This window comes from Celeribacter sp. ULVN23_4 (genome assembly GCF_054788345.1).
This window is the reverse complement of sequence record NZ_JBTVYO010000003.1, coordinates 300,920-320,734: the sequence shown is the minus strand read 5'-3', so window position 1 is coordinate 320,734 and position 19,815 is coordinate 300,920. Positions and strand designations below refer to the sequence as shown.

Sequence of the window (19,815 nt, the reverse complement as noted above, 5' to 3'; positions counted from 1 at the left end):
CTTATCCTTTGTAGAAGCCGCGTTGCATGTCGTCGCGGTAGGGCACGAGACCGTCCGTCACCTTGTTATCGGCAAGGAATTTCGCAATGCCGTCGAAGCTTTCGTAATCGGCGTCGGTGAAGTCGCGAACCGTCAGGAACATGTCTTTCGACACTTTCAGCGTGGTTTCGACCGGGATACGGGTGATGGCCTTCACGCCTTCCGCACCGCGTTCCGGGTCGTTTTGCATGATGTCGCTGGCGCGTTTCACAGCGCGCAGCACGGCTTGCAGGCCTTCCGGGTTGCTGTCGAACATGGCTTTGCTGGACGTCGCCCAGATCGTGTCGGTGTAACCAACATCGCGGGAGGTGAGCGCCACTTTCGCGCCTTGGCCAACAGCCGTCGACGGCCACGGTTCCCACGCAAAGAAGGCATCGATATCGCCGCGCATCAACAGAGCCGGAAGCTCAGGCGGACCCGACGGCACCATTTTAAGCGAGGTGGCATCAAGGCCGTAATGCTCGATGGTCAGACCGGTGCAATATTCGGAAATCGACCCCGGCACGATGCCGAAGGATTTGATGTCTTTCGGATCTTCCAGACCCGGACGCAGCACGAGTTTCACATAGAGGCCGGAGTAGTAAACAACGGCCAGCGGGCACATCTCGGCACGGTTCATGCGCACCATGATGGTGGATTCAGACGCGGAGGCCAGATCGACCTGATCGGCGACCAGCGCGTTCATCGCTTCACCGCCACCGGAATAGGTTTGCAGATGCACGTCCACGCCTTCTTCTTCGAAGAAACCTTCATGCTGGGCGATGAAATAGCCGGCGAACACCGGGTCGGAACCAACGCCGATGCGGATCTTGGAAGATGCCGCGCGCGCGATCGACGGCGCGCCAAGCACGAGGCTGGAGGCTGCGAGACCTGCGGTAGAAGCCATGAAACCACGGCGGGAGATGTACGTTTTTTTCATGTCACGTCCTGTTGGGCTGTGTGTTTGTGATGACGAGGTGGTTTTTGTCTTTATTGGCCGCGGGCGCGTTGTGCGCCTTAGGCAAGGATTTCACGAAATGGACCGTTTCAAAGTAAAGCGGCAGGGCCCTTTTCCGGTTTGCGCGTGACAGGATATCTCGACCGCTTCGACTGCATCGCAGTTCAGAAGAAGCGGCCCGATCGCGGTGAGCATACCTTTGATCGGGGCACAAACCGGCTTGTCTGAATGGCCGATCCCGTCGGCGAACGGACTGTTGGTAACAGTAATATCGATCCGCTCGGGGCTGACGGTCTCGAAAGACCAGACGCCCCAGCCCAGTTCGCCCGAGGTATCCGCGATGGTTTTCATCATCGCGGCCGGGTCCACGGCGCCGCTGTCACGATAGGCCTTCACCGATTTGCCACCGTTCTCGGCCACGGAAGCCGTGAGGGCGGTCAAAGCTTCGGCGCGCGCCGCGTCTGGCAAGCGCGCGAACATTCCCATGAGAACATCCGGGCGCATCATCAGATAGCGGATGCCCCCGTCGCGCATTTCGCCTTTTTCCGGGGTGATGTTCAGTCGCTGGTGAAAACTCTGGCTAAGGTCCATCTTATCCGTTCCTTATGGGTAACCCGCTGGGGCCGGAAGACCGGAGAGAACAGCGCCCGCGTTTTCCATCGTCGCATCGTTCAGAGCGGCGTGCTGGGTCACCACGAGACAGTCACGCAGGATGCGCTGCATCTGGTGGGTTTCCTGAATGGCCGCCATGCCGACGATGCGGAAGCAGGTCTGGATCGCTTCTTCCGAGGCGCGCGCCGCGTGGCTTGCGGACAGGCGCATCAGGTTGTTGGTTTCCAGAGCGACCTCGTCATTGTCTTGGAGCTCGTCCCAGGCTTTCTCGGCCATCTCGTAGTAGAAGGCCCGTGCCGCGCGCAGTTTGCCCTCGGCTTCGGCAAGACCCATGCGGAAATATCCGCGATCAGCCAGGCGACGTGCGCCGGGCATCAACTTGGCGCCGCCGGACATTTCCTTGGCAAGTTCCACAGCAGAGCGCGCCAGACCGAGGTTACAGGCGGCGTGCACCTGAGCCTGATAGGCGAGCGGCGGGTAGCGGTAGAGCGGTTCGTCGAAAATCCCCATCGCACCGCGCTTGCAGGTCCACATATCGGCGTAGAACTTGTCTTTGACGACGGTATCGTTGCTGCCGGTGCCCTGCATCCCCATCACGTTCCAGGTCTCGATGATCTCGACCTCGGAGGCGGGAGAAACGGCCATGATCACGTCCGGCGACACGCCTTCAGCCGCTTTGGTCACAGCGTCCGACCCGATCAGGCCGACTCCAATCCAGTCAGCGCCCATGCAGCCCGAGGCGAATTTCCAGCGACCAGAGGCTTTCCAGCCCCCCTCGACGCGCTCGGCCTGTTGCAGCGGGTAAAGACCGCCAGCGTAGACCTGATCCGGGCCGTCTGCGTAGATGACCGCTTGCGCCTCTTCCGGCAGGGCCGCGATATAGGTGTTGGCCGAACCGAACGCGGCAACCCATGCCGCAGACCCGTCAACTTCGCCGATTTTCTCCACCATTTTGAGGAAATGATGCGGCGCCATGGCGTCCCCGCCGAATTTCGTCGGCGTGGCGGACCGGAAAATCCGGGCCTTTTTCATCTTGGCGACGATGTCGCGCGGCACGTGGCGTTTGGTATGAATTTCATCACGCCGCGTGCGAATTTCTTCAAGCATGTCAAGAAAAGCAGGCTGTCCCGTGAGCGTCGCGAAATCGACCGCTTCTTCGCCTTGGCTACCCGGTGCTTCCTGCACCAAATTGATCTGGTTCATATCCAACCTCGTCGTTCCGATTGATTTGGATCAAACCGAGCGCCGAGAAATAAATGAAATAGATTGTTGTAATTTTATCCATAAATTTTGTGCATATTTATGGATGTTTCTGTTCACAAAACGCCTGCATCGGCGACATCAACGAGAGACGAAGTCTGCGGGAACACCGAAATATTTACATATAATAACAGAATGTTAGAAATTTTACGAAGATGCGAAGCACTGCCGCCCTGAAAACCACCTCACATGCGGTCACCCGGCCCGGCTTCTTCACTCCGAAACACGCCTTGCACAGCAAAGACCGAACGCTGGCGTCAAAAAATGAGCAATTGCGCATAAGATTTAACCTAAAAAGAATGCAAACCTTGCGCGCCGGCCTGCCCTAAACTCCAAATCTCCGCTCTCAGAGCCCTCTCTCCCGACCGTTCGACTCATTGTATGCAGACAAATTCAAACGCACCTTGCCGCCCAGAATGAAAAAGGGCGCCCCATGAGGGACGCCCGCCTTCGTTTCAGGGAAGGAAGTCAGATCAGGACAGGTCGAACCGATCCGCGTTCATCACCTTGACCCAAGCCGCGACGAAATCGTTCACGAATTTCTCCGCGTTGTCGTCTTGGGCGTAGACTTCGGCATAGGCCCGCAGGACGGAGTTCGAACCGAACACCAGATCGACGCGGGTCGCGGTGTAAGCCGTTTCTCCGTTTTTGCGGTCCACGATGTCATAAAGACCATTCGCTTTCGGAACCCATTTGTAGGCCATATCGGTCAGGGTGGTGAAGAAGTCGGTGGTCAGAGCGCCTTCGCGCTGGGTGAAGACACCGTGTTTCGTGCCGCCGTGATTTGTGCCGATGACACGCATGCCGCCGGTCAGAACCGTCATCTCAGGCGCGGTCAGCCCCATGAGCTGCGTGCGGTCGAGCATCAGCTCCTCAGTGGAGACCAGATAGTCCTTCTTGACCCAGTTGCGATAGCCATCGTGGATCGGCTCCAGCGGCGCGAAGCCTTCGACATCCGTCATCTCCTGCGTCGCGTCGCCACGACCCGGCGCAAACGGCACTTCGATGTCAAAGCCCGCGGCTTTTGCCGCCAGTTCCACACCGACATTGCCCGCCAGAACGATAGTGTCAGCAATGCTTGCACCGGCTTCAGCCGCCAGCGGTTCGAGCACGGCCAGCACTTTCGCCAGACGCTTCGGCTCGTTGCCAGCCCAGTCTTTTTGCGGAGCCAGACGAATACGGGCGCCGTTGGCCCCACCGCGACGGTCGGAACCACGGAACGTCCGCGCGCTGTCCCATGCGGTAGACACCATCTCGGAGACCGTCAGACCAGAGGCCGCGATTTTGCGTTTCAGCGCGCCAATGTCGTACCCAACGGTGCCGACCGGGATCGGGTCCTGCCAGATCAGGTCTTCTTTCGGCACATCCGGGCCGAGATAGACCGATTTCGGCCCCATATCGCGGTGGGTCAGTTTGAACCACGCACGGGCGAAAGCATCGGTGAACGCGTCGAAATCTTCTTTGAAGCGCAGAGAAATCTCGCGATAGCCCGGGTCGACCTTCAGCGCCATATCGGCATCCGTCATCATCGGGTTATGACGGATCGACGGGTCTTCGACATCTTCGGGCTTGTCAGCCTCGGCAATCTCGACCGGCTCCCACTGCCACGCGCCAGCGGGCGATTTGCGCAGTTCCCATTCGTGGTTGAACAGCATTTCGAAGAAGCCATTGTCCCATTTCGTCGGGTTGGTCGTCCACGCGCCTTCCAGACCGCTGACCATGGTGTCACGACCAATGCCACGCTTCGAGGTCTTCATCCAGCCAAGGCCTTGGAACTCCGGGCCCGCCGCTTCGGGATCGGGGCTCAGATCGTCCGGGGAGCCCATGCCGTGGGTTTTACCGATGGTGTGACCGCCCGCCGTCAGAGCAACGGTTTCCTCGTCATCCATCCCCATACGGGCAAAGGTTTCACGCATGTGCTGCGCGGTGGCCAGCGGATCGGGCTTGCCGTTCACCCCTTCCGGGTTCACGTAGATCAACCCCATCTGCACGGCGGCCAGCGGGTTTTCCAGCGTCTCGGCATGTTCGACGTCGCCATAACGGCCATCGGACGGCGCGAGCCATTCTTTCTCTTCACCCCAGTAGATGTCTTTCTCCGGGTGCCAGATGTCTTCGCGACCGAAGGCAAACCCGTAGACCGGCAGACCGGCCTCTTCATAGGCCATGGTGCCCGCCAGCATCAGAAGGTCGGCCCAGCTGATCTTGTTGCCGTATTTCTTTTTGATCGGCCAAAGCAGACGGCGGCCCTTGTCGGTGTTGACGTTGTCCGGCCAGGAGTTCAGCGGTGCGAACCGCTGGTTCCCGGTGCTCGCCCCGCCGCGACCGTCGGTGTTGCGATAGGACCCGGCCGTGTGCCAGGACACGCGGCCCATCATGCCGATGTAGCTGCCCCAGTCGCCCGGCCACCAGTCTTGGCTGTCCATGATCAGAGCGCGCAGATCGGACTTGAGCGCCTCGACATCGAGCGTCTTGACCTCTTCACGATAGTCAAAGGCCTCCCCCATCGGGTTGGTCTTTTTGTCGTGCTGGTGCAGGATGTCGAGGTTAAGCGCATTCGGCCACCACTCCATCACGTTGCTGCCCATGGCAGTGTTGCCGCCGTGCATGACCGGGCATTTGCCCGCCGGTTTCATATCGTTGCCGTCCATCTGGGATCCTCCGTAAAATGACGTTTGATAACCTCGATGTGCCCCGGCCCTTCAGAGCCTCGGTGGCGACACGCTGCCATCTCTTGCGCACTGGAGTAACAACGGCATTAAATAAAATGAAATTGTATTAACTTTGCATAACTATAACTTTTTCTAATAATTTGGTTTAAGCATGCCTTTCAGGCATGCGTATTTCGCATTGAACGGGAAAAGATAATGCTCCATACACGCATTAGGGGAAGCGTCAGACATCATCGGGGAACAGAAATTGCGAGACCAGACGTTACACCGCGTCCCGAACGGGACAGATATGCAGCTTGGGCTTACACGCCCCGAGCCCTGCTTTTTGAAGCGCCCCCTGCCCCTTTGCGTTCGCGCCCAAAAGACGAAAGCGCAGACGCGCGAGCTCTCATAAGCCAGCCTTATCACACGCGCTGCGAAGCTGTGCCGGTGTGTAGCGGCTCTTGCACGCGTTCAGATTGTAACTGTTGCGCCACACAGCAAAAGCATCGCTTGGGCCTTGTCTTTTCGACCTGCGTCACCACGTTGTAAACGATTAACTTCGGTTTCAGCCCACCAAAGACAAACTGCAGACTCCGCCCCCCCGACTGCATTGCGACACTGAACAGACAGGCGTCTCCAAAGGATCATATCATGAGGATTTCCTCACATCGCCCCAGATTTCGCACGGTCATTTCGGCCGGGCCGGATTTGCTGCGTCTGTCGTTTTCCACGGAGATCGCCCACCCCGTCGCCAACCGCCCGCTCGAACCCCGGTTCGACGAAGACTTCGGCCTTCCCGATCTGCAGGAACGCGACACGGAGGTGATCGGACGTCTGCTGGATGTTTGTAATGAATATCAACAGCAAGGCGAGGAAGAGCTATCCGTTCTGGTGGACCGGATCGGCATGCGGATGATGGAGCTTTTCATGCATCGCGTTGAAAACCCGACATCCTCTGACATCTCAGCTTCTTCTCAAAGCGAGAAAGACGACTGAAGGACGATGCCTCTACTCGGGGTGAAACGGACAAGGGACGCCTCCGCATCATCTCCGCATCAAAGGCCTCCGCCGGACGTCAGCCCCAAGCGAATTTGGGGCTGAAATCTATTATAAGCCCCTGTTATTGCGGCAACAGTTCCGCCGTCGGTCGCGGGGTCGTCGCGGTCTCAGCCGGCAGGACAGGCGTGGTGATCTCCGGCACAGCGCCCGTGAGGGAGCCGAGGAAGGCCACGATCTGTTCGGCTTCATCATCGCTCAGCTCTTCGCCAAGCTGGCTTTCCGCCATGATCTGCACGGCCACTTTCAGATCCCAAACCTTGCCGGAGTGGAAGTACGGCGCGGTCATCGCAATATTGCGCAGCGGCCCGGCGCGGAAGACATATTCGTCGTCCACAGTGTCGGTCACGGCGAAGCGGCCCCGATCCCCTTCCGGCAGAATATCCGAGCCCGGTTTTTCGATCAGGCCGAAGGGATAGTAATCCTCGCCGCCGACATTGACGCCGGAGTGGCAGGCGATGCAGCCCTTATCCATAAACAGCTCAAGACCCGCGAGCTGAACGTCACTCATCGCGTTGTCGTCGCCATTGAGCCAGGAGTCGAACGGCGCGGGCGTGATCAGAGTGGCTTCGAACGCCTCGATCGCCTTGGCCATATTGTCAAAGCTGACCGGCTCCGCATCCTCCGGGAAGGAGTCCTCGAACCAGTCCACGTACTGCCCCATAGACGACAGGGTCGCGACCACGTTTTCGGGCGTGTTGGCCATTTCGACGCTGGCCTGAACCGGCCCTTTCGCCTGTGCTTTCAAATCGTCCGCACGGCCATCCCAGAACTGAGCTACGTTGAACACTGCGTTCAGAACCGTTGGCGAGTTGCGCGGGCCTTTTTGCCAACCATGGCCGACGGAGGTTTCCATATTGTCATCCCCGCCCGTGGTCAGATTGTGACAGGAATAGCAGGAAAACACACCGGAGGCGGACAGGCGCGGATCAAAGAACAGCGCCTTGCCGAGATCAATCTTTTCGTCGGTAATCGGGTTGTCGGCCACAGCGGGAACCGTGGACGGCAGTGGTTTGAAAAATTCGAGCGCGTAGTCTCTCAACTCATTTGCCGAAGCGGCAGACGCGCCGATCACGGCCGCACTGGTTAATAGGGCAATACGCGGTGCAAGTTTCATAAATTTCTCCCTCGCATCTTGGATGCAATGACGATGTCGCGCGTCTGAGGAGACGTTAGAATCCTTCTAAAAATGATCCATGATTTAGATCAATTCTAAATTCATGAGGCCGCTTGATGCGCCTGCTGCAAATCACGCACACTTGCAAACGCGCCCCTCCCCGTCGTAAGCGAATTTGATCTGTTGTCACCTGAGGCGATGCCGTGTTTCTGTACCGCACCCTTCTCACACTTCTGAGCCCGCTCTTCGCGCTCGCTTTGCTCCGGCAATTGCTGCGCGGGCGTGAGACGTTTGGCGATGTGATGGAACGGTTTGGCGTCGGTCTGAACAAGACGGCTGTGTCTTCCGCCACACGGCTTTGGGTGCATGGCGCCTCGAATGGCGAACTGACCGCCGCGCGAAGCCTGATTGAGGAGGCGCTCGACCGCGCCCCCGAGCTTGAGATACTCGTGACGGTCAACACGGTCAGCGCCCGGCGCATGGTGCGCAAATGGGATCTGCCACGCCTGAGGGTGCAGCTCGCGCCGATGGACCTGCGCCCGGTGCTGCGGCGGTTTCTCGATGTGATGCAGCCCGTCGCGCTTGTCTCTTTGGAAAACGAGATTTGGCCCAACCGCTTCACCCAGCTCAAAAAACGCGGCATTCCGGTGATTGTCGCAGGCGCGCGCATGTCCGAACGCACCGCACGGCGCTGGTCGCAAATGCGTCCGATCTTTGGCGGCACGATGCGCGCGACGCTCAACGCCATCACGCGGCTGGCGGCACAGGATACCGCCTCGGAGCAACGTCTGCTGCAAATCGGCCTGCCGGTCGAACGCCTTTTGCCGCGTATGAACCTCAAGACAACGGTGGAGGTGCAAACCGCCCGCGCTGACGCACTGGCTCCACTGGCTGCACATTTCCCGCGCACCAAGACCTTGCTGGCCGCCTCGACCCATGAGGGCGAAGAGCGCTTGGTCCTCGAAGCCTTCGACGCCTTGCTGAAAACCCATCCAGACGCGCATCTGATCCTCGCCCCGCGCCACCCGCGCCGCGGCGAGGCGGTGGCCAATGAGCTGACCCGCGCAGGCCATTCCTTTGCGCGCCGCTCCAAAGGCGACGCGCCCGAAAGCGCGCGGATTTATCTCGCAGACACTTTGGGGGAGATGGCGCTTTGGTACGCGCTTTCCGGGATTTGTTTCGTGGGCGGTTCCCTCACCGATCAGGGCGGGCACACGCCGTTTGAACCGGCCCAATTCAATTGCGCGCTGCTCCACGGTCCGCACGTCTCCAACCATTTTGCCGCCTATCGCCGTCTCGATGCGGTCGGGGCGGCCCTTGAAGTCGGTGACAGCGCCGCACTTGCAGAGGCCGTCGCCCGACTGATGTCCACCCCAGATCAGGCCGCAGCCATGGCCCAAAACGCCCATGAGGGGCTTGCTCCGCTGCGCGCTGCCCAGCTCCGTCAGGAAGCCTTCTGGAGCGCGCTGGCGGAACTGCCTCATTTGCAAGCGCTGGCCTGAGACCGAAACCGCGCACACGCGAATTTTCTTTCCAGCTGTCACATCACTTTGATAGTCATAGCTCAGTCTGCTGCATTGCTACGTGTTCGGAGGGGAACCGCATAAGCGCCAGACCCGGAGGATGACGAGCAGTGTCATTAATCAGAGCCAGACAACACCCGGTCCGCATGGGCCGAAGCCGCAAAGATGGCGTGCGCACGCAATTCGGCGCACTCATCTGGCGTTGGCGCAAAGACAAGCTGCAGGTGCTTCTCGTCCAATCCCGCCGCCGCAAGCGCTGGATCATCCCGAAAGGCTGGCCCATGCACGGCACAACCCCGGTGCAGGCCGCCGCGACCGAGGCCTGGGAAGAAGCCGGGATCAAAGGCCGCCCGGCCCCGATCTGTATCGGCCTCTATTCTTACACCAAATTCCCGCAGGACAGCGATGAGCCCCTGCCCTGCGTCGTCGCGGTCTTTCCGCTCAAGGCGCGCTGGGTGTTCGACAAATACCCGGAAGCAGGCCAGCGCAAACGCAAATGGGTCTCCGCAAAAAAGGCCGCAAGCCTCGTGGACGAACCGGAACTGGCGCAGATCATCCGGCATTTCGATCCCAAAGCCTACCACCTCTGAGCCGGGCAGATTGCACAGATTGCAAAGCCCCGCACAGGCGGATACTCTGATGCCCTTCTTAGGACCGGAAACGCCATGATCCGTTACACGCTCAAATGTGCCGAAGGCCACCAGTTCGAAAGCTGGTTCCAATCTGCGGACGCTTTTGAAACGCTGCAAGCCAGCGGACAGGTGGAGTGTCCGCTGTGCGGATCGCTCAAAGTCCGCAAAGCGATCATGGCCCCCCGTGTCAGCACCGCCCGCAGCCGCGCCGCTCAGGAGGAGCCTCAGCCGCAGGAGGTCACTCAGCCCTCCGCCGAACAGCCTAAGCCCGCCCAGCCTCCGGCAAAGGCCCCGACTCCGACCCCGGAACAGGTTGAGCAGGCGGTCGCAAAGCTGCGCGCCGAGGTCGAGGCCAATTCCGATTACGTCGGCGTCGAATTCGCCAAGGAAGCCCGCAAAATGCATGAGGGCGACGCCCCGGTTCGCGCGATTTATGGCGAGGCGAAACTTGATGAGGCCAAAGCCCTGATCGAAGACGGCGTGCCTGTCATGCCGCTGCCCTTCACCCCGAAGCGGAAGATGAATTAATCCCGTCAAATGCCTTGCATGGCGCGCACCCTACCCTGATTGTCCCGGCACGGACCGAACAGCATTTAGGATGACTTTCAAATGCCGACAGCTTTGATCACCGGCGCTTCCCGCGGCATCGGCGCCGCCCTGTTCCGCGAACTCACCGCCCGTGGCTATGACGTCATTGGCACGTCCACGAAGGGCGGCGACGGGCTCTATGCGCTCAATGTCACCGACCCGGCGGCCCCCGCAGCTCTGGCGCAGGACCTGGCCGACACCCCGATCGACCTACTGGTCTGCAATGCCGGGCTGTATCTCGACAAGGGCCAGTCCCTTGAGACCGGCTATCCCGCACAGATGTGGGCCGACGAATTTGCCGTCAACGTCACCGGCGTCTTCCTGACCGTGCAGGCCTTTCTGCCCGCAATCCGTCCGGTGACGGGCAAGATCGCGATCATTTCCTCGCAAATGGCGTCTCACACCCGCGCGCCGGGCGGCTCGTATATCTACCGCGCCACGAAAGCCGCCGCGCTCAACCTCGGACGCAACCTCGCCACCGACCTGAAACCCGAAGGCATTCCGGTCGGCATCTACCACCCCGGCTGGGTGAAAACCGACATGGGCGGCGCGGGTGCAGAGATCACGCCCGAGCAAGCGGCGCGCGGTCTCTCGGACCGGTTCGAGGCGCTCAGCCCCGAGACCACCGGTTGTTTCGAGACTTGGGACGGGCACGCTCACGCCTTTTAAGGCGCCTTTGCTGTAAAAATACTCGCGCAAAGACCCGTCACCCTTGCGCTTTGCCAGCAAGCCACTTAGAGAACCGTGACCAGTTTGAGACGGGGGAACCGGGCAAAAATGCCAATTCTCGTGATGAAATTCGGCGGCACATCCGTCGCCACGCTCGACAAAATCAAACGCGCCGCCAAGCGCGTCGGCCGTGAAGTGGCCAATGGCTACGACGTGATCGTCGTGGTTTCAGCGATGTCGGGAGAAACCAACAAGCTCGTGGGCTTCGTGAACGAGACCTCGCCGATGTATGACGCGCGTGAATATGACGCCGTTGTCTCCTCGGGCGAAAACGTCACCGCAGGCCTCATGGCCCTGACGCTTCAGGAAATGGACGTGCCCGCACGCAGCTGGCAGGGCTGGCAAGTGCCGCTCAAGACCAACTCCGCACACAGCGCCGCCCGGATCGAAGAAATCCCGACCGACAACATCCTCGCCAAATTCGGCGAAGGCATGAAAGTCGCCGTTGTGGCGGGCTTCCAGGGCATTTCGCCCGAAGGCCGGATCACCACGCTGGGCCGTGGCGGCTCCGACACCACCGCCGTGGCCTTCGCTGCCGCCTTCGAGGCCGAGCGCTGCGACATCTACACCGATGTGGACGGGGTCTACACCACCGACCCGCGCGTCGAGGCGAAAGCCCGCAAGATGGAGAAAGTCGCGTTTGAAGAGATGCTGGAAATGGCCTCTCTCGGTGCCAAAGTGCTCCAGACCCGCTCCGTGGAACTTGCCATGCGCTACGGCGTGCGCCTGCGCGTTCTGTCGTCTTTCGAGGAATATAACCCCAATGCCGGCACGCTGATCTGTGCCGAGGAGGATATCGTGGAAAACAAACCTGTCTCCGGCATTGCCGCCTCCCGCGAGGAAGCCAAGATGACCCTTCTGTCCGTGGCTGACCGTCCGGGCATCGCCGCCGCGATCTTCGGCCCGCTGGCCGAGGCCGGGATCAACGTGGACATGATCGTTCAGAACATCTCCGAAGAAGGTCGCACCGATATGACCTTCTCCTGCCCGATGGATCAGGTGACCCGCGCTGCGGCTGCCCTCGAAGAGGCGAAAACCAAAGGCGATCTGAACTTCGGCGAGCTGATCTCCGACAAGGACGTCGCCAAGATTTCTCTCGTCGGCATTGGCATGCGCTCGCAATCTGGCGTCGCCGCCAAAATGTTCAAAGTGCTGCGCGACGAGGGCATCAACATCAAGGTGATCGCCACCTCCGAGATCAAAATCTCCGTGCTGATCGACCGCAAATACACCGAGCTTGCGGTTCAGTCCCTGCACGACGCGTTCGAGCTCGACAAAGCCTGATCTCAGATCAAAGCAGCAAAGCCAAACATTCCCAAGCCCCCGCCACCGGCGGGGGTTTTCTTTTGCCCGATCTCCCCCAGATGACAGGGACCACAACGGAAGGATTCCCCATGCGGGATTCGACCGGGCGCTTGGCTACGGGCTGAAATCTCCCGAAGCTTTTGTGATCACACTTCTTGGTCGCATCGGAAAATCCGAGCCTTAAATTGCAGATGCAGCAAAATATTCTGCACCTGCATCCACAACTGACGGATTTTTCTGCACTTTTTCCACGCAAATCTGGAATTAGAGCGCCAGCTGCGGTTGATTTCCTCTGGGCAATCCCCACATCTGTGCTCTAAAGAAGAGACGCCCAAAGCAAGGCGCGCGAGAGGACCGGCGGGGACACATGCCACAGAACATGGAGAGCGAAAGCCGGAAGCTTCTGGGCCGGCTCAGGGACACTCTGGCTGAGGACAGTGCCGGACAGGCACGTCTTGACCGCATCACCCATCTCATCGCCGACAGCATGCAGACCGAGGTCTGCTCGATTTACCTGTTCCGCGACAAGGACACGCTTGAGCTTTGCGCCACCGAAGGCCTCAAAGCCGAAGCCGTACACAAGACCCGCATGCGGGTCGGTGAAGGCCTCGTGGGCCGCGTTGCACGCACCCGCTGTCAGGTGAACACCGCCGACGCCCCGTCAGAGCCGGGCTTCCGTTACATGCCGGAAACCGGCGAAGAAATTTACTCCAGCTTCTTCGGCCTGCCGATCCAGCGCCTTGGCGAAATCCTCGGCGTGCTCGTCGTGCAGTCGAAAGAGGCCCGCGCCTTTACCGATGACGAGGTCTACGCGCTCGAAGTGGTCGCCATGGTGCTCGCCGAGATGACCGAATTGGGCGCTTTCGTCGGAGAGGAAGGCGGGCTGGCCGCGCTTCACACTCACCCGGTGCTTTTCCGCGGCGCGACCGGTCAGGAAGGTGTCGCCGAGGGCCATGTCTACTTGCACGAACCGCGTGTCGTTGTGACCAACCCGGTGGCCGACGATCCGGACGCCGAATCCCTTCGCTTGCGCGAAGCCGTCGACAAGCTGCGTATCTCCGTCGACAGCATGCTCGCCAAAGTGGAAACCTCAGACAAAGATCAGCGCGAGGTGCTTGAAGCCTATCGCATGTTCGCCAATTCCCGTGGCTGGATGCGCCGCATGGAGGAGGACATCCAGCGCGGCCTCTCCGCCGAAGCCGCCGTGGAAAAAGAACAATCCGCCGCGCGCACCCGCCTCGCGACCGTGCCCGATCCTTACATGCGCGAGCGTCTGCACGATCTCGACGACCTGTCGAACCGATTGCTCCGCATCCTCACCGGTCAGGGTAAGGAAACCGGCGCCGAGATGCCGGAGAACCCCATTCTCGTCGCCCGCAACATCGGCCCTGCCGAGCTTTTGGACTACGGCAAGAACCTCAAGGGCATCGTGCTGGAACAGGGCTCCGTTGGCTCCCACGCCGCCGTGGTCGCCCGCGCCTGGGCCATTCCTTTGGTGATCCATGCCGAGGGCATTTCCACCGAGGCGCTCAACGGCGATTCCATTCTGGTCGATGGCGATCAGGGCATCGTCCACCTGCGCCCCGAAGACACGGTCGCCACCGCCTTCCGCGACAAGATCGCGATGCAAGCCGAGGCGCAAAAGCGCTATGCGGGTCTCGTTGGCCTTCCGGCGCATACGCTCTGCGGCAAGAAAATCAACCTGCTCATGAATGCCGGGCTGATGGCCGACCTGCCGTCTCTGGCCACCTCGGGGGCGGAGGGCGTAGGCCTGTTCCGTACCGAATTGCAGTTCCTGATCCGCAATAAAGTGCCCCGCCGCGCCGAGCTCGCCTCGCTCTACGCCCGCGTGATGGATGCCGCTCAAGGCAAGCGCGTCGTGTTCCGCACGCTCGATATCGGCTCCGACAAGGTGCTGCCTTACATGAAGCCACAGGAAGAGCCCAACCCCGCGATGGGGTGGCGCGCGATCCGTGTGGGGCTTGATCGAGGCGGTGTGATGCGGATGCAGCTTCAGGCGTTGATCCGCGCGGCCTCCGGCCGCCCTCTGACGATCATGTTCCCTTTCGTGGCGCAGTTCGATGAGTTCCGCGAGGCGAAAGCCATGCTCACCAAAGTGCTCGAAAGCGAACGCAAACTTGGCCATGTCCTGCCCGCATCGCTCGAAGTTGGGGCCATGCTTGAGACCCCGTCTCTGGCCTTCGCGCCCGATCCGTTTTTCGAGGAAACCGACTTCATCTCCATCGGCGGCAACGATCTGAAACAGTTCTTCTTCGCCGCCGACCGGGAAAACGAACGCGTGCGTCGCCGTTACGACACGCTGAACTATTCGTTCCTGAGCTTCATCCGGCAAATCGTCGCCCGTTGCGATCAATTCGACACGCCGATTTCCTTCTGTGGCGAGGATGCCGGGCGTCCGCTGGAGGCTGTGGCACTGGCCGCGATGGGCCTGCGCACCCTGTCGATGCGCCCTGCCTCCATTGGCCCGGTGAAAGCAATGCTGCGGCGTCTCGATCTCGATGACGTGGCCCGCGTCATTGATGAGGCCGCCGCCGCCGGAGCGCAATCCGTGCGCGAGGCTTTGTCCACGCATCTGGCACAACAAGGCTTCACAGCCTGAGCGCTCTGCTCTCTGAGCCGCGACGTTACCGCTGCATCTCCTGACGCAGCACCTCTTTGAGCTGATCAAAGGTCTGATCGCTGTCCTCAGCCATGCGCAAAAGACCAAAGCTCACATGCGCCACGTCCTGATAATAGGCGGTATAGGCGTAATTCGTCGCCGCCCCCGCCACCGCGCCCAGCACCGGCACAGTCTGCGCCGCAAGCTTTTGGCCCAGCACCACGGAAAGACGCGGGGCGACCCGCGCGATGATGCCGTTGAGCGTTGTGCCCGTCAGCGTCGTGCGCGCCGCGAGGAACCCCAGATCGGCCCCGTCATCGGCCTCCAAAGGACCAGCGGCGGCAAAGACCTGAATACAGGCTTTGCGAACGTGATCGCGCTCCGGGTCAAAGCCATGTTCTTCGGCCACGGTCTGAATCGCGTGGAGCAGCACCGTCGTGGTGACGGGAAGCTCGGCCAGTGCGGTCGGCAAACCACCTGCCCCGCCCACGGCCCCGAGACCAGAGGTTACGGCGCGCGACAGCCATGTGTTGCCCTTGACCCGTTTCCGCCCGCGTGACGCGCCTTCAAAGGCAAGCTCAAGCGCCGACATGGTCGCGCTTTCCAATTGGCCGCGCACCGGGCCCGGCAATTTGTCAAAAAGCCCGTCGGCGGTCCCGCCCACCATGTTCAAAAGCTGCATACCGGGATGATTGGCCCTTTTGAGACGCCGTGCCAGAGCACGGATCGCTTCAGGCGTTGGCGCTTGCAGCACCACATGGGTGCCATCGGTGAGAGGCGGCAAATCTTTGGTCATGCCTCATATTTGGGGTCAGTCGTCCTTGTGGACAAGCCCCTCGACCCCGTTCCACGCATCGGGACGCAACGCCACGCCAAGCACCCTGTCCGGGTTCGTCGGCGGCGGCATCTGGACGTGATCGAGCTTTTCAAAGCCGAACCGAGCGTAATAAGGCGCATCGCCCACAAGCATCACCCGTTCCCAGCCCAGCCGCACGGCTTCGGCCATCGCTTCATTCATCAGCATACCGCCAAGCCCTTCGCCCTGACGGGTCGGGTGAACGGCGATGGGACCAAGCAAAAGCGCGCGGTGTTCTCCGGCCCCGATACGGATCGGCCAGAATCGGATCGCTGCGGCCAAAACCCCGTTTTCATCGCGGGCGATCAGGCACAAGTCCTGAACCTTCTGCACGCCGTCGCGCAGTCGATAAGAGGACAAAAGCTCGCGTCCCGGTGCAAAACAGGTGTCATAGAGGGCTTCGACCTCCCACCAATCCTCTGCCGTTTCCACGTCGAGCTTGTACACGTCTGCCTCTTTTCTCACTGCATGCCGTGCAGCATGCTGGTTTTGCTCGAAATCCTGCTATCACGACGCTACATGAGGGGCAACGCGTACAAGAGGACCAAACAGCATGTTCTACCGCCCCGAAGACGGTCACGGCCTACCGCACAACCCGTTCAATGCCATCGTCTCCCCCCGCCCGATTGGCTGGATCTCCACCCGCTCATCTTCCGGGCATGAAAACCTTGCGCCCTACTCGTTCTTCAACGCTGTCGCCTACATCCCGCCGCAGGTGATGTTTTCCACCGTCGGCGCTAAGGATTCCCTGCGCAATCTACGCGAAACTCGGGAGTTCTGCGTCAATCTCGTGGGCGCCAATCAGATCGCGGTGATGAACGCCTCTTCCGAGGCGCTCGGGTTCGAAGAAGATGAGTTCTCCCATTCCGGTGCGCTTCGCGCCCCCTGCCGCGAAATCGCCTGCTCGCGGGTCGAAGACGCCCCGGCCTCTCTGGAGTGCAAAGTCACCCAGATCGTGCAGCTTGAGGGCAAGGAAAACTACGCGGTCTTCGGCGAGGTCGTTGGCGTCCACATGCGCGAGGATTGTGTCATCGACGGACGGTTCGATGTCGTCCACGCGCGTATGCTGTCGCGTCTCGGCTATCGCGACTATGCGGAAGTGAAAGAAGTTTTCGAACTGACGCGGCCGAACGACTGATCTTCGCTGAGTATTTTTCCAGCAAAGGAAACGAATAAGGGGCCGCGCGGGCCCCTTTTCTTGTCTTTATCGAACAATCCGCCTTAGTGCCCCGCACCAAGCACCCCGGTGCGCACGGAATAATCCGTGGCGATCTGGTACTCCGGGTCGTCGTCGCTCTCGACCATCAGGTGCCCTGCGTTTTTCAGGAGCTGGTGACAGTCCCGCGACAGGTGGCGCAGCTGGATTTCCTTGCCCTGCGCCTCGTATTTTGCGGCAAGGCTTTCAATGGCGTTCAGAGCGGATTGGTCGGCAACACGGCTGTCGCCGAAGTCCACGATAACCGTCGAAGGATCGTGCGCCGGGTCGAACATTTCGAGGAAACCTTCAACGGAGCCAAAGAACAGCGGGCCTTGGATTTGATAGACCTTCGCGCCTTCCGGCGTGTCGTAGGTTTTGGCGTGGATGCGCGAGGCGTTCTGCCATGCGTAGGCCAGCGCCGAGACGATCACACCGACGACCACAGCCACGGCGAGGTCTTCGAACACAGTCACGACGGTCACCAAAACGATCACGAACGCGTCCACACGCGGCACTTTGCGCATGACGTTAAAGGAGTTCCACGCAAACGTGCCGATCACGACCATGAACATCACGCCCACGAGGGCCGCGAGCGGGATTTGCTCGATGAGCGGAGAGGCCACCACGATGAACAGCAGCAGGAAGACCGCAGCCGTGATGCCTGCAAGCCGCGTACGGCCCCCGGATTTCACGTTGATCATCGACTGACCGATCATGGCGCAACCGCCCATGCCGCCGAAGAAGCCGGTGACGAGGTTTGCCGTGCCTTGCGCCACGCATTCCTGAGACACGCCGCCGCGCTCGCCCTTGATCTCGCCCACGAGATTGAGGGTCAGAAGGCTCTCAATAAGGCCCACAGCCGCGCCGATCAGCGCATAGGGGAAGATGATTTTCAGCGTCGCGACAAAGCTGTCCATGCTCTCAAACATCGGCACGGCAGGGATATGGAACTGCGGCAGCCCGCCCTTGATCGTCGCCATATCGCCCACACGCGGCACGTCGATGCCAAAGGCGATCACCACACCGGCAGTCACAAGAATCCCGGCCAGCGGCGCGGGGATGATATTGGTAACTTTCGGCAGGAAATGCACCACAGCCATGGTCAACCCGACCAGTCCGAGCATGATCATCAGAGGCAGACCGGACATGTAATGATCCGCCCCCGGCTCTTTGAACTGCGTCATCTGCGCGAGGAAAATCACGATGGCGAGGCCGTTCACAAAGCCCAGCATCACCGGATGCGGCACCAGACGGATGAATTTCCCGAGCCGGAAAATCCCCGCGAGGATTTGCAGCACGCCCATGAGCACCACGGTGGCAAAGAGGTATTCAACCCCATGCTCCGCAACAAGGCTCACCAGCACCACGGCAATCGCGCCGGTGGCCCCGGAAATCATCCCCGGACGCCCCCCGATCAGCGCGGTGATCAGCCCCATCAGGAAAGCGGCATAGAGGCCAACGAGCGGGTTCACCCCGGCAACAAAGGCGAAGGCCACGGCTTCGGGCACAAGCGCCAGGGCAACGGTCAGCCCCGACAACAGATCGGTTTTGATCTGCTTCGGCGTCAGCGGATAGGAGGGCGAGGAGGTAATGGAGAGGTTCTTCGCAAAACTTGCGAGCGCGGATTGGATCACGGGTGTCCCCCAGATGTCAGGATTTGTGCGGTTAATGGCTCTATAACGGCTTTGCTGTGTTTGCGAAAGCCTGTGAAGACCAAGGAAGCTCTGACTGTGGCGCATTGCCCCTTGCGCCCTTCGCCGCAGCGCCGCAAGGTTGGCGCGCGCAATCAAGGAGGCATCAGCATGGCAGAGCAACAGCGTGTGATCGGGGTGATGGGCGGCTCGGGCGTCTATGAGATTGACGGGCTGGAGAATGCCAGCTGGCAGACGGTTTCCACGCCTTGGGGTGATCCATCTGATGCGCTTTTGACCGGCACGCTTGAGGGCATCAAAATGGTATTTCTGCCCCGTCACGGGCGCGGCCATGTCCATTCCCCTTCGACCGTCAATTACCGCGCCAATATCGACGCGATGAAACAGATGGGGGTCACGGACCTGTTTTCCGTCTCCGCCGTCGGCTCCTTCCGCGAGGAAATGGCGCCCGGCGATTTTGTCATCGTGGATCAGTTCATCGACCGAACTTTCGCGCGCGAGAAGAGCTTCTTCGGCACCGGCTGCGTCGCGCATGTCTCTGTCGCCCATCCGGTCTGCGAACGCCTGTCTGGCATTGCTTACGAGGCTGCCCGCTCCACGGGCGTCGCGGTCCATATGGGCGGCACATACCTCGCCATGGAAGGCCCGCAGTTCTCCTCCATTGCCGAAAGCAAAATGTACCGCGAAAGCTGGGGCTGCGATGTGATCGGCATGACCAATATGCCGGAGGCCAAACTCGCCCGTGAGGCGGAAATTTGCTACGCCTCCATCGCAATGGTCACCGATTACGACAGCTGGCACCCGGACCACGGCGCCGTGCAGATCACCGATATCATCAAGACGCTCAAGGCCAACACGGCCCACGCCAAATCGCTGGTCGCGGCGCTTCCCGGCCTGTTGGGCGGCACCTATGAGCCCTGCCCCCATGGCTGCGACCGGGCGCTGGAGTACGCAATCATGACCGCCCCCGAGAAACGCGATCCGGCCGTGGTAGAGAAACTGACCACCGTCGCTGGGCGGGTGTTGAAAGGATAACAAAG

18 protein-coding genes are annotated in these 19,815 nt (G+C 60.5%); 10 read left to right on the top strand and 8 right to left on the bottom strand.

Annotated elements, in window-relative coordinates; translation table 11 throughout:
* Position 1: 1 nt before the first annotated feature.
* The 4 genes from ACYBHZ_RS10370 to katG form a co-directional block, all read right to left on the bottom strand.
* Positions 2–958: an ABC transporter substrate-binding protein gene (locus tag ACYBHZ_RS10370; protein ID WP_460274201.1), complete on the bottom strand. Its 957-nt coding sequence runs from the start codon at positions 956–958 to the stop codon at positions 2–4.
* 90 nt (positions 959–1,048) lie between these two features.
* Positions 1,049–1,567: a V4R domain-containing protein gene (locus ACYBHZ_RS10365; RefSeq protein ID WP_460274200.1), complete on the bottom strand. Its 519-nt coding sequence runs from the start codon at positions 1,565–1,567 to the stop codon at positions 1,049–1,051.
* A 12-nt stretch (positions 1,568–1,579) separates the two neighbouring features.
* On the bottom strand, positions 1,580–2,791 hold the full coding sequence (locus tag ACYBHZ_RS10360; protein ID WP_460274199.1) for an acyl-CoA dehydrogenase family protein: 1,212 nt from the start codon (positions 2,789–2,791) through the stop codon (positions 1,580–1,582).
* A 530-nt stretch (positions 2,792–3,321) separates the two neighbouring features.
* Positions 3,322–5,496 (bottom strand): catalase/peroxidase HPI, encoded by a 2,175-nt coding sequence (gene katG, locus ACYBHZ_RS10355; RefSeq protein WP_460274198.1) that lies wholly within the window; start codon positions 5,494–5,496, stop codon positions 3,322–3,324.
* 654 nt (positions 5,497–6,150) lie between these two features.
* Here katG and ACYBHZ_RS10350 point away from each other — a divergent pair.
* Positions 6,151–6,495 carry a hypothetical protein gene (locus tag ACYBHZ_RS10350; RefSeq protein WP_460274197.1) on the top strand — a complete coding sequence of 115 codons (345 nt, stop codon included), beginning with the start codon at positions 6,151–6,153 and terminating at the stop codon, positions 6,493–6,495.
* A gap of 124 nt (positions 6,496–6,619) precedes the next feature.
* Here the strand turns inward: ACYBHZ_RS10350 and ACYBHZ_RS10345 are convergent, their stop codons facing one another.
* Positions 6,620–7,672 carry a cytochrome-c peroxidase gene (locus ACYBHZ_RS10345; protein ID WP_460274196.1) on the bottom strand — a complete coding sequence of 351 codons (1,053 nt, stop codon included), beginning with the start codon at positions 7,670–7,672 and terminating at the stop codon, positions 6,620–6,622.
* A 203-nt stretch (positions 7,673–7,875) separates the two neighbouring features.
* Between ACYBHZ_RS10345 and ACYBHZ_RS10340 the strand changes: the two genes are divergently transcribed.
* From ACYBHZ_RS10340 to ptsP, 7 genes are all read left to right on the top strand, one after another.
* Positions 7,876–9,174: a 3-deoxy-D-manno-octulosonic acid transferase gene (locus ACYBHZ_RS10340; protein WP_460274195.1), complete on the top strand. Its 1,299-nt coding sequence runs from the start codon at positions 7,876–7,878 to the stop codon at positions 9,172–9,174.
* A gap of 167 nt (positions 9,175–9,341) precedes the next feature.
* A complete protein-coding gene (locus ACYBHZ_RS10335; protein ID WP_460274194.1) occupies positions 9,342–9,785 on the top strand; it encodes an NUDIX hydrolase in 444 nt (147 codons plus the stop codon).
* 75 nt (positions 9,786–9,860) lie between these two features.
* The gene (locus ACYBHZ_RS10330) at positions 9,861–10,355 is read left to right on the top strand and encodes a DUF1178 family protein (RefSeq protein WP_460274193.1); all 495 of its coding nucleotides are present in this window, start codon (positions 9,861–9,863) and stop codon (positions 10,353–10,355) included.
* A gap of 81 nt (positions 10,356–10,436) precedes the next feature.
* On the top strand, positions 10,437–11,084 hold the full coding sequence (locus ACYBHZ_RS10325) for an SDR family NAD(P)-dependent oxidoreductase (RefSeq protein ID WP_460274192.1): 648 nt from the start codon (positions 10,437–10,439) through the stop codon (positions 11,082–11,084).
* Between the two features lie 108 nt (positions 11,085–11,192).
* On the top strand, positions 11,193–12,428 hold the full coding sequence (locus tag ACYBHZ_RS10320) for an aspartate kinase (RefSeq protein WP_460274191.1): 1,236 nt from the start codon (positions 11,193–11,195) through the stop codon (positions 12,426–12,428).
* Positions 12,382–12,633, top strand: coding sequence for a DUF4260 family protein (locus ACYBHZ_RS10315; RefSeq protein ID WP_460274190.1), 252 nt, complete (start codon positions 12,382–12,384; stop codon positions 12,631–12,633). The genes ACYBHZ_RS10320 and ACYBHZ_RS10315 overlap by 47 nt, the downstream gene beginning before the upstream one ends.
* Positions 12,634–12,816: 183 nt before the next feature.
* Entirely contained in the window at positions 12,817–15,069 is a 2,253-nt protein-coding gene (gene ptsP / locus ACYBHZ_RS10310) for a phosphoenolpyruvate--protein phosphotransferase (protein ID WP_460274189.1), read from the top strand.
* Between the two features lie 25 nt (positions 15,070–15,094).
* On the opposite strand, the gene ACYBHZ_RS10305 is transcribed toward ptsP, so the two are convergent.
* Both ACYBHZ_RS10305 and ACYBHZ_RS10300 read right to left on the bottom strand, forming a co-directional pair.
* On the bottom strand, positions 15,095–15,865 hold the full coding sequence (locus ACYBHZ_RS10305; RefSeq protein ID WP_460274188.1) for an EcsC family protein: 771 nt from the start codon (positions 15,863–15,865) through the stop codon (positions 15,095–15,097).
* A 15-nt stretch (positions 15,866–15,880) separates the two neighbouring features.
* Complete coding sequence (locus tag ACYBHZ_RS10300) at positions 15,881–16,372, bottom strand: GNAT family N-acetyltransferase (RefSeq protein WP_460274187.1); 492 nt, start codon at positions 16,370–16,372, stop codon at positions 15,881–15,883.
* Positions 16,373–16,478: 106 nt separating this feature from the next.
* Here ACYBHZ_RS10300 and ACYBHZ_RS10295 point away from each other — a divergent pair, with 106 nt between their 5' ends.
* Positions 16,479–17,063: a flavin reductase family protein gene (locus ACYBHZ_RS10295; protein WP_460274186.1), complete on the top strand. Its 585-nt coding sequence runs from the start codon at positions 16,479–16,481 to the stop codon at positions 17,061–17,063.
* An 83-nt stretch (positions 17,064–17,146) separates the two neighbouring features.
* Here ACYBHZ_RS10295 and ACYBHZ_RS10290 read toward each other — a convergent pair whose 3' ends face one another.
* A complete protein-coding gene (locus ACYBHZ_RS10290; protein WP_460274185.1) occupies positions 17,147–18,757 on the bottom strand; it encodes a SulP family inorganic anion transporter in 1,611 nt (536 codons plus the stop codon).
* Positions 18,758–18,925: 168 nt separating this feature from the next.
* On the opposite strand from ACYBHZ_RS10290, the gene ACYBHZ_RS10285 reads away from it, so the two are divergent.
* Positions 18,926–19,810, top strand: a complete 885-nt coding sequence (locus ACYBHZ_RS10285; RefSeq protein WP_460274184.1) for an S-methyl-5'-thioadenosine phosphorylase — start codon at positions 18,926–18,928, stop codon at positions 19,808–19,810.
* Positions 19,811–19,815 lie beyond the last annotated feature (5 nt).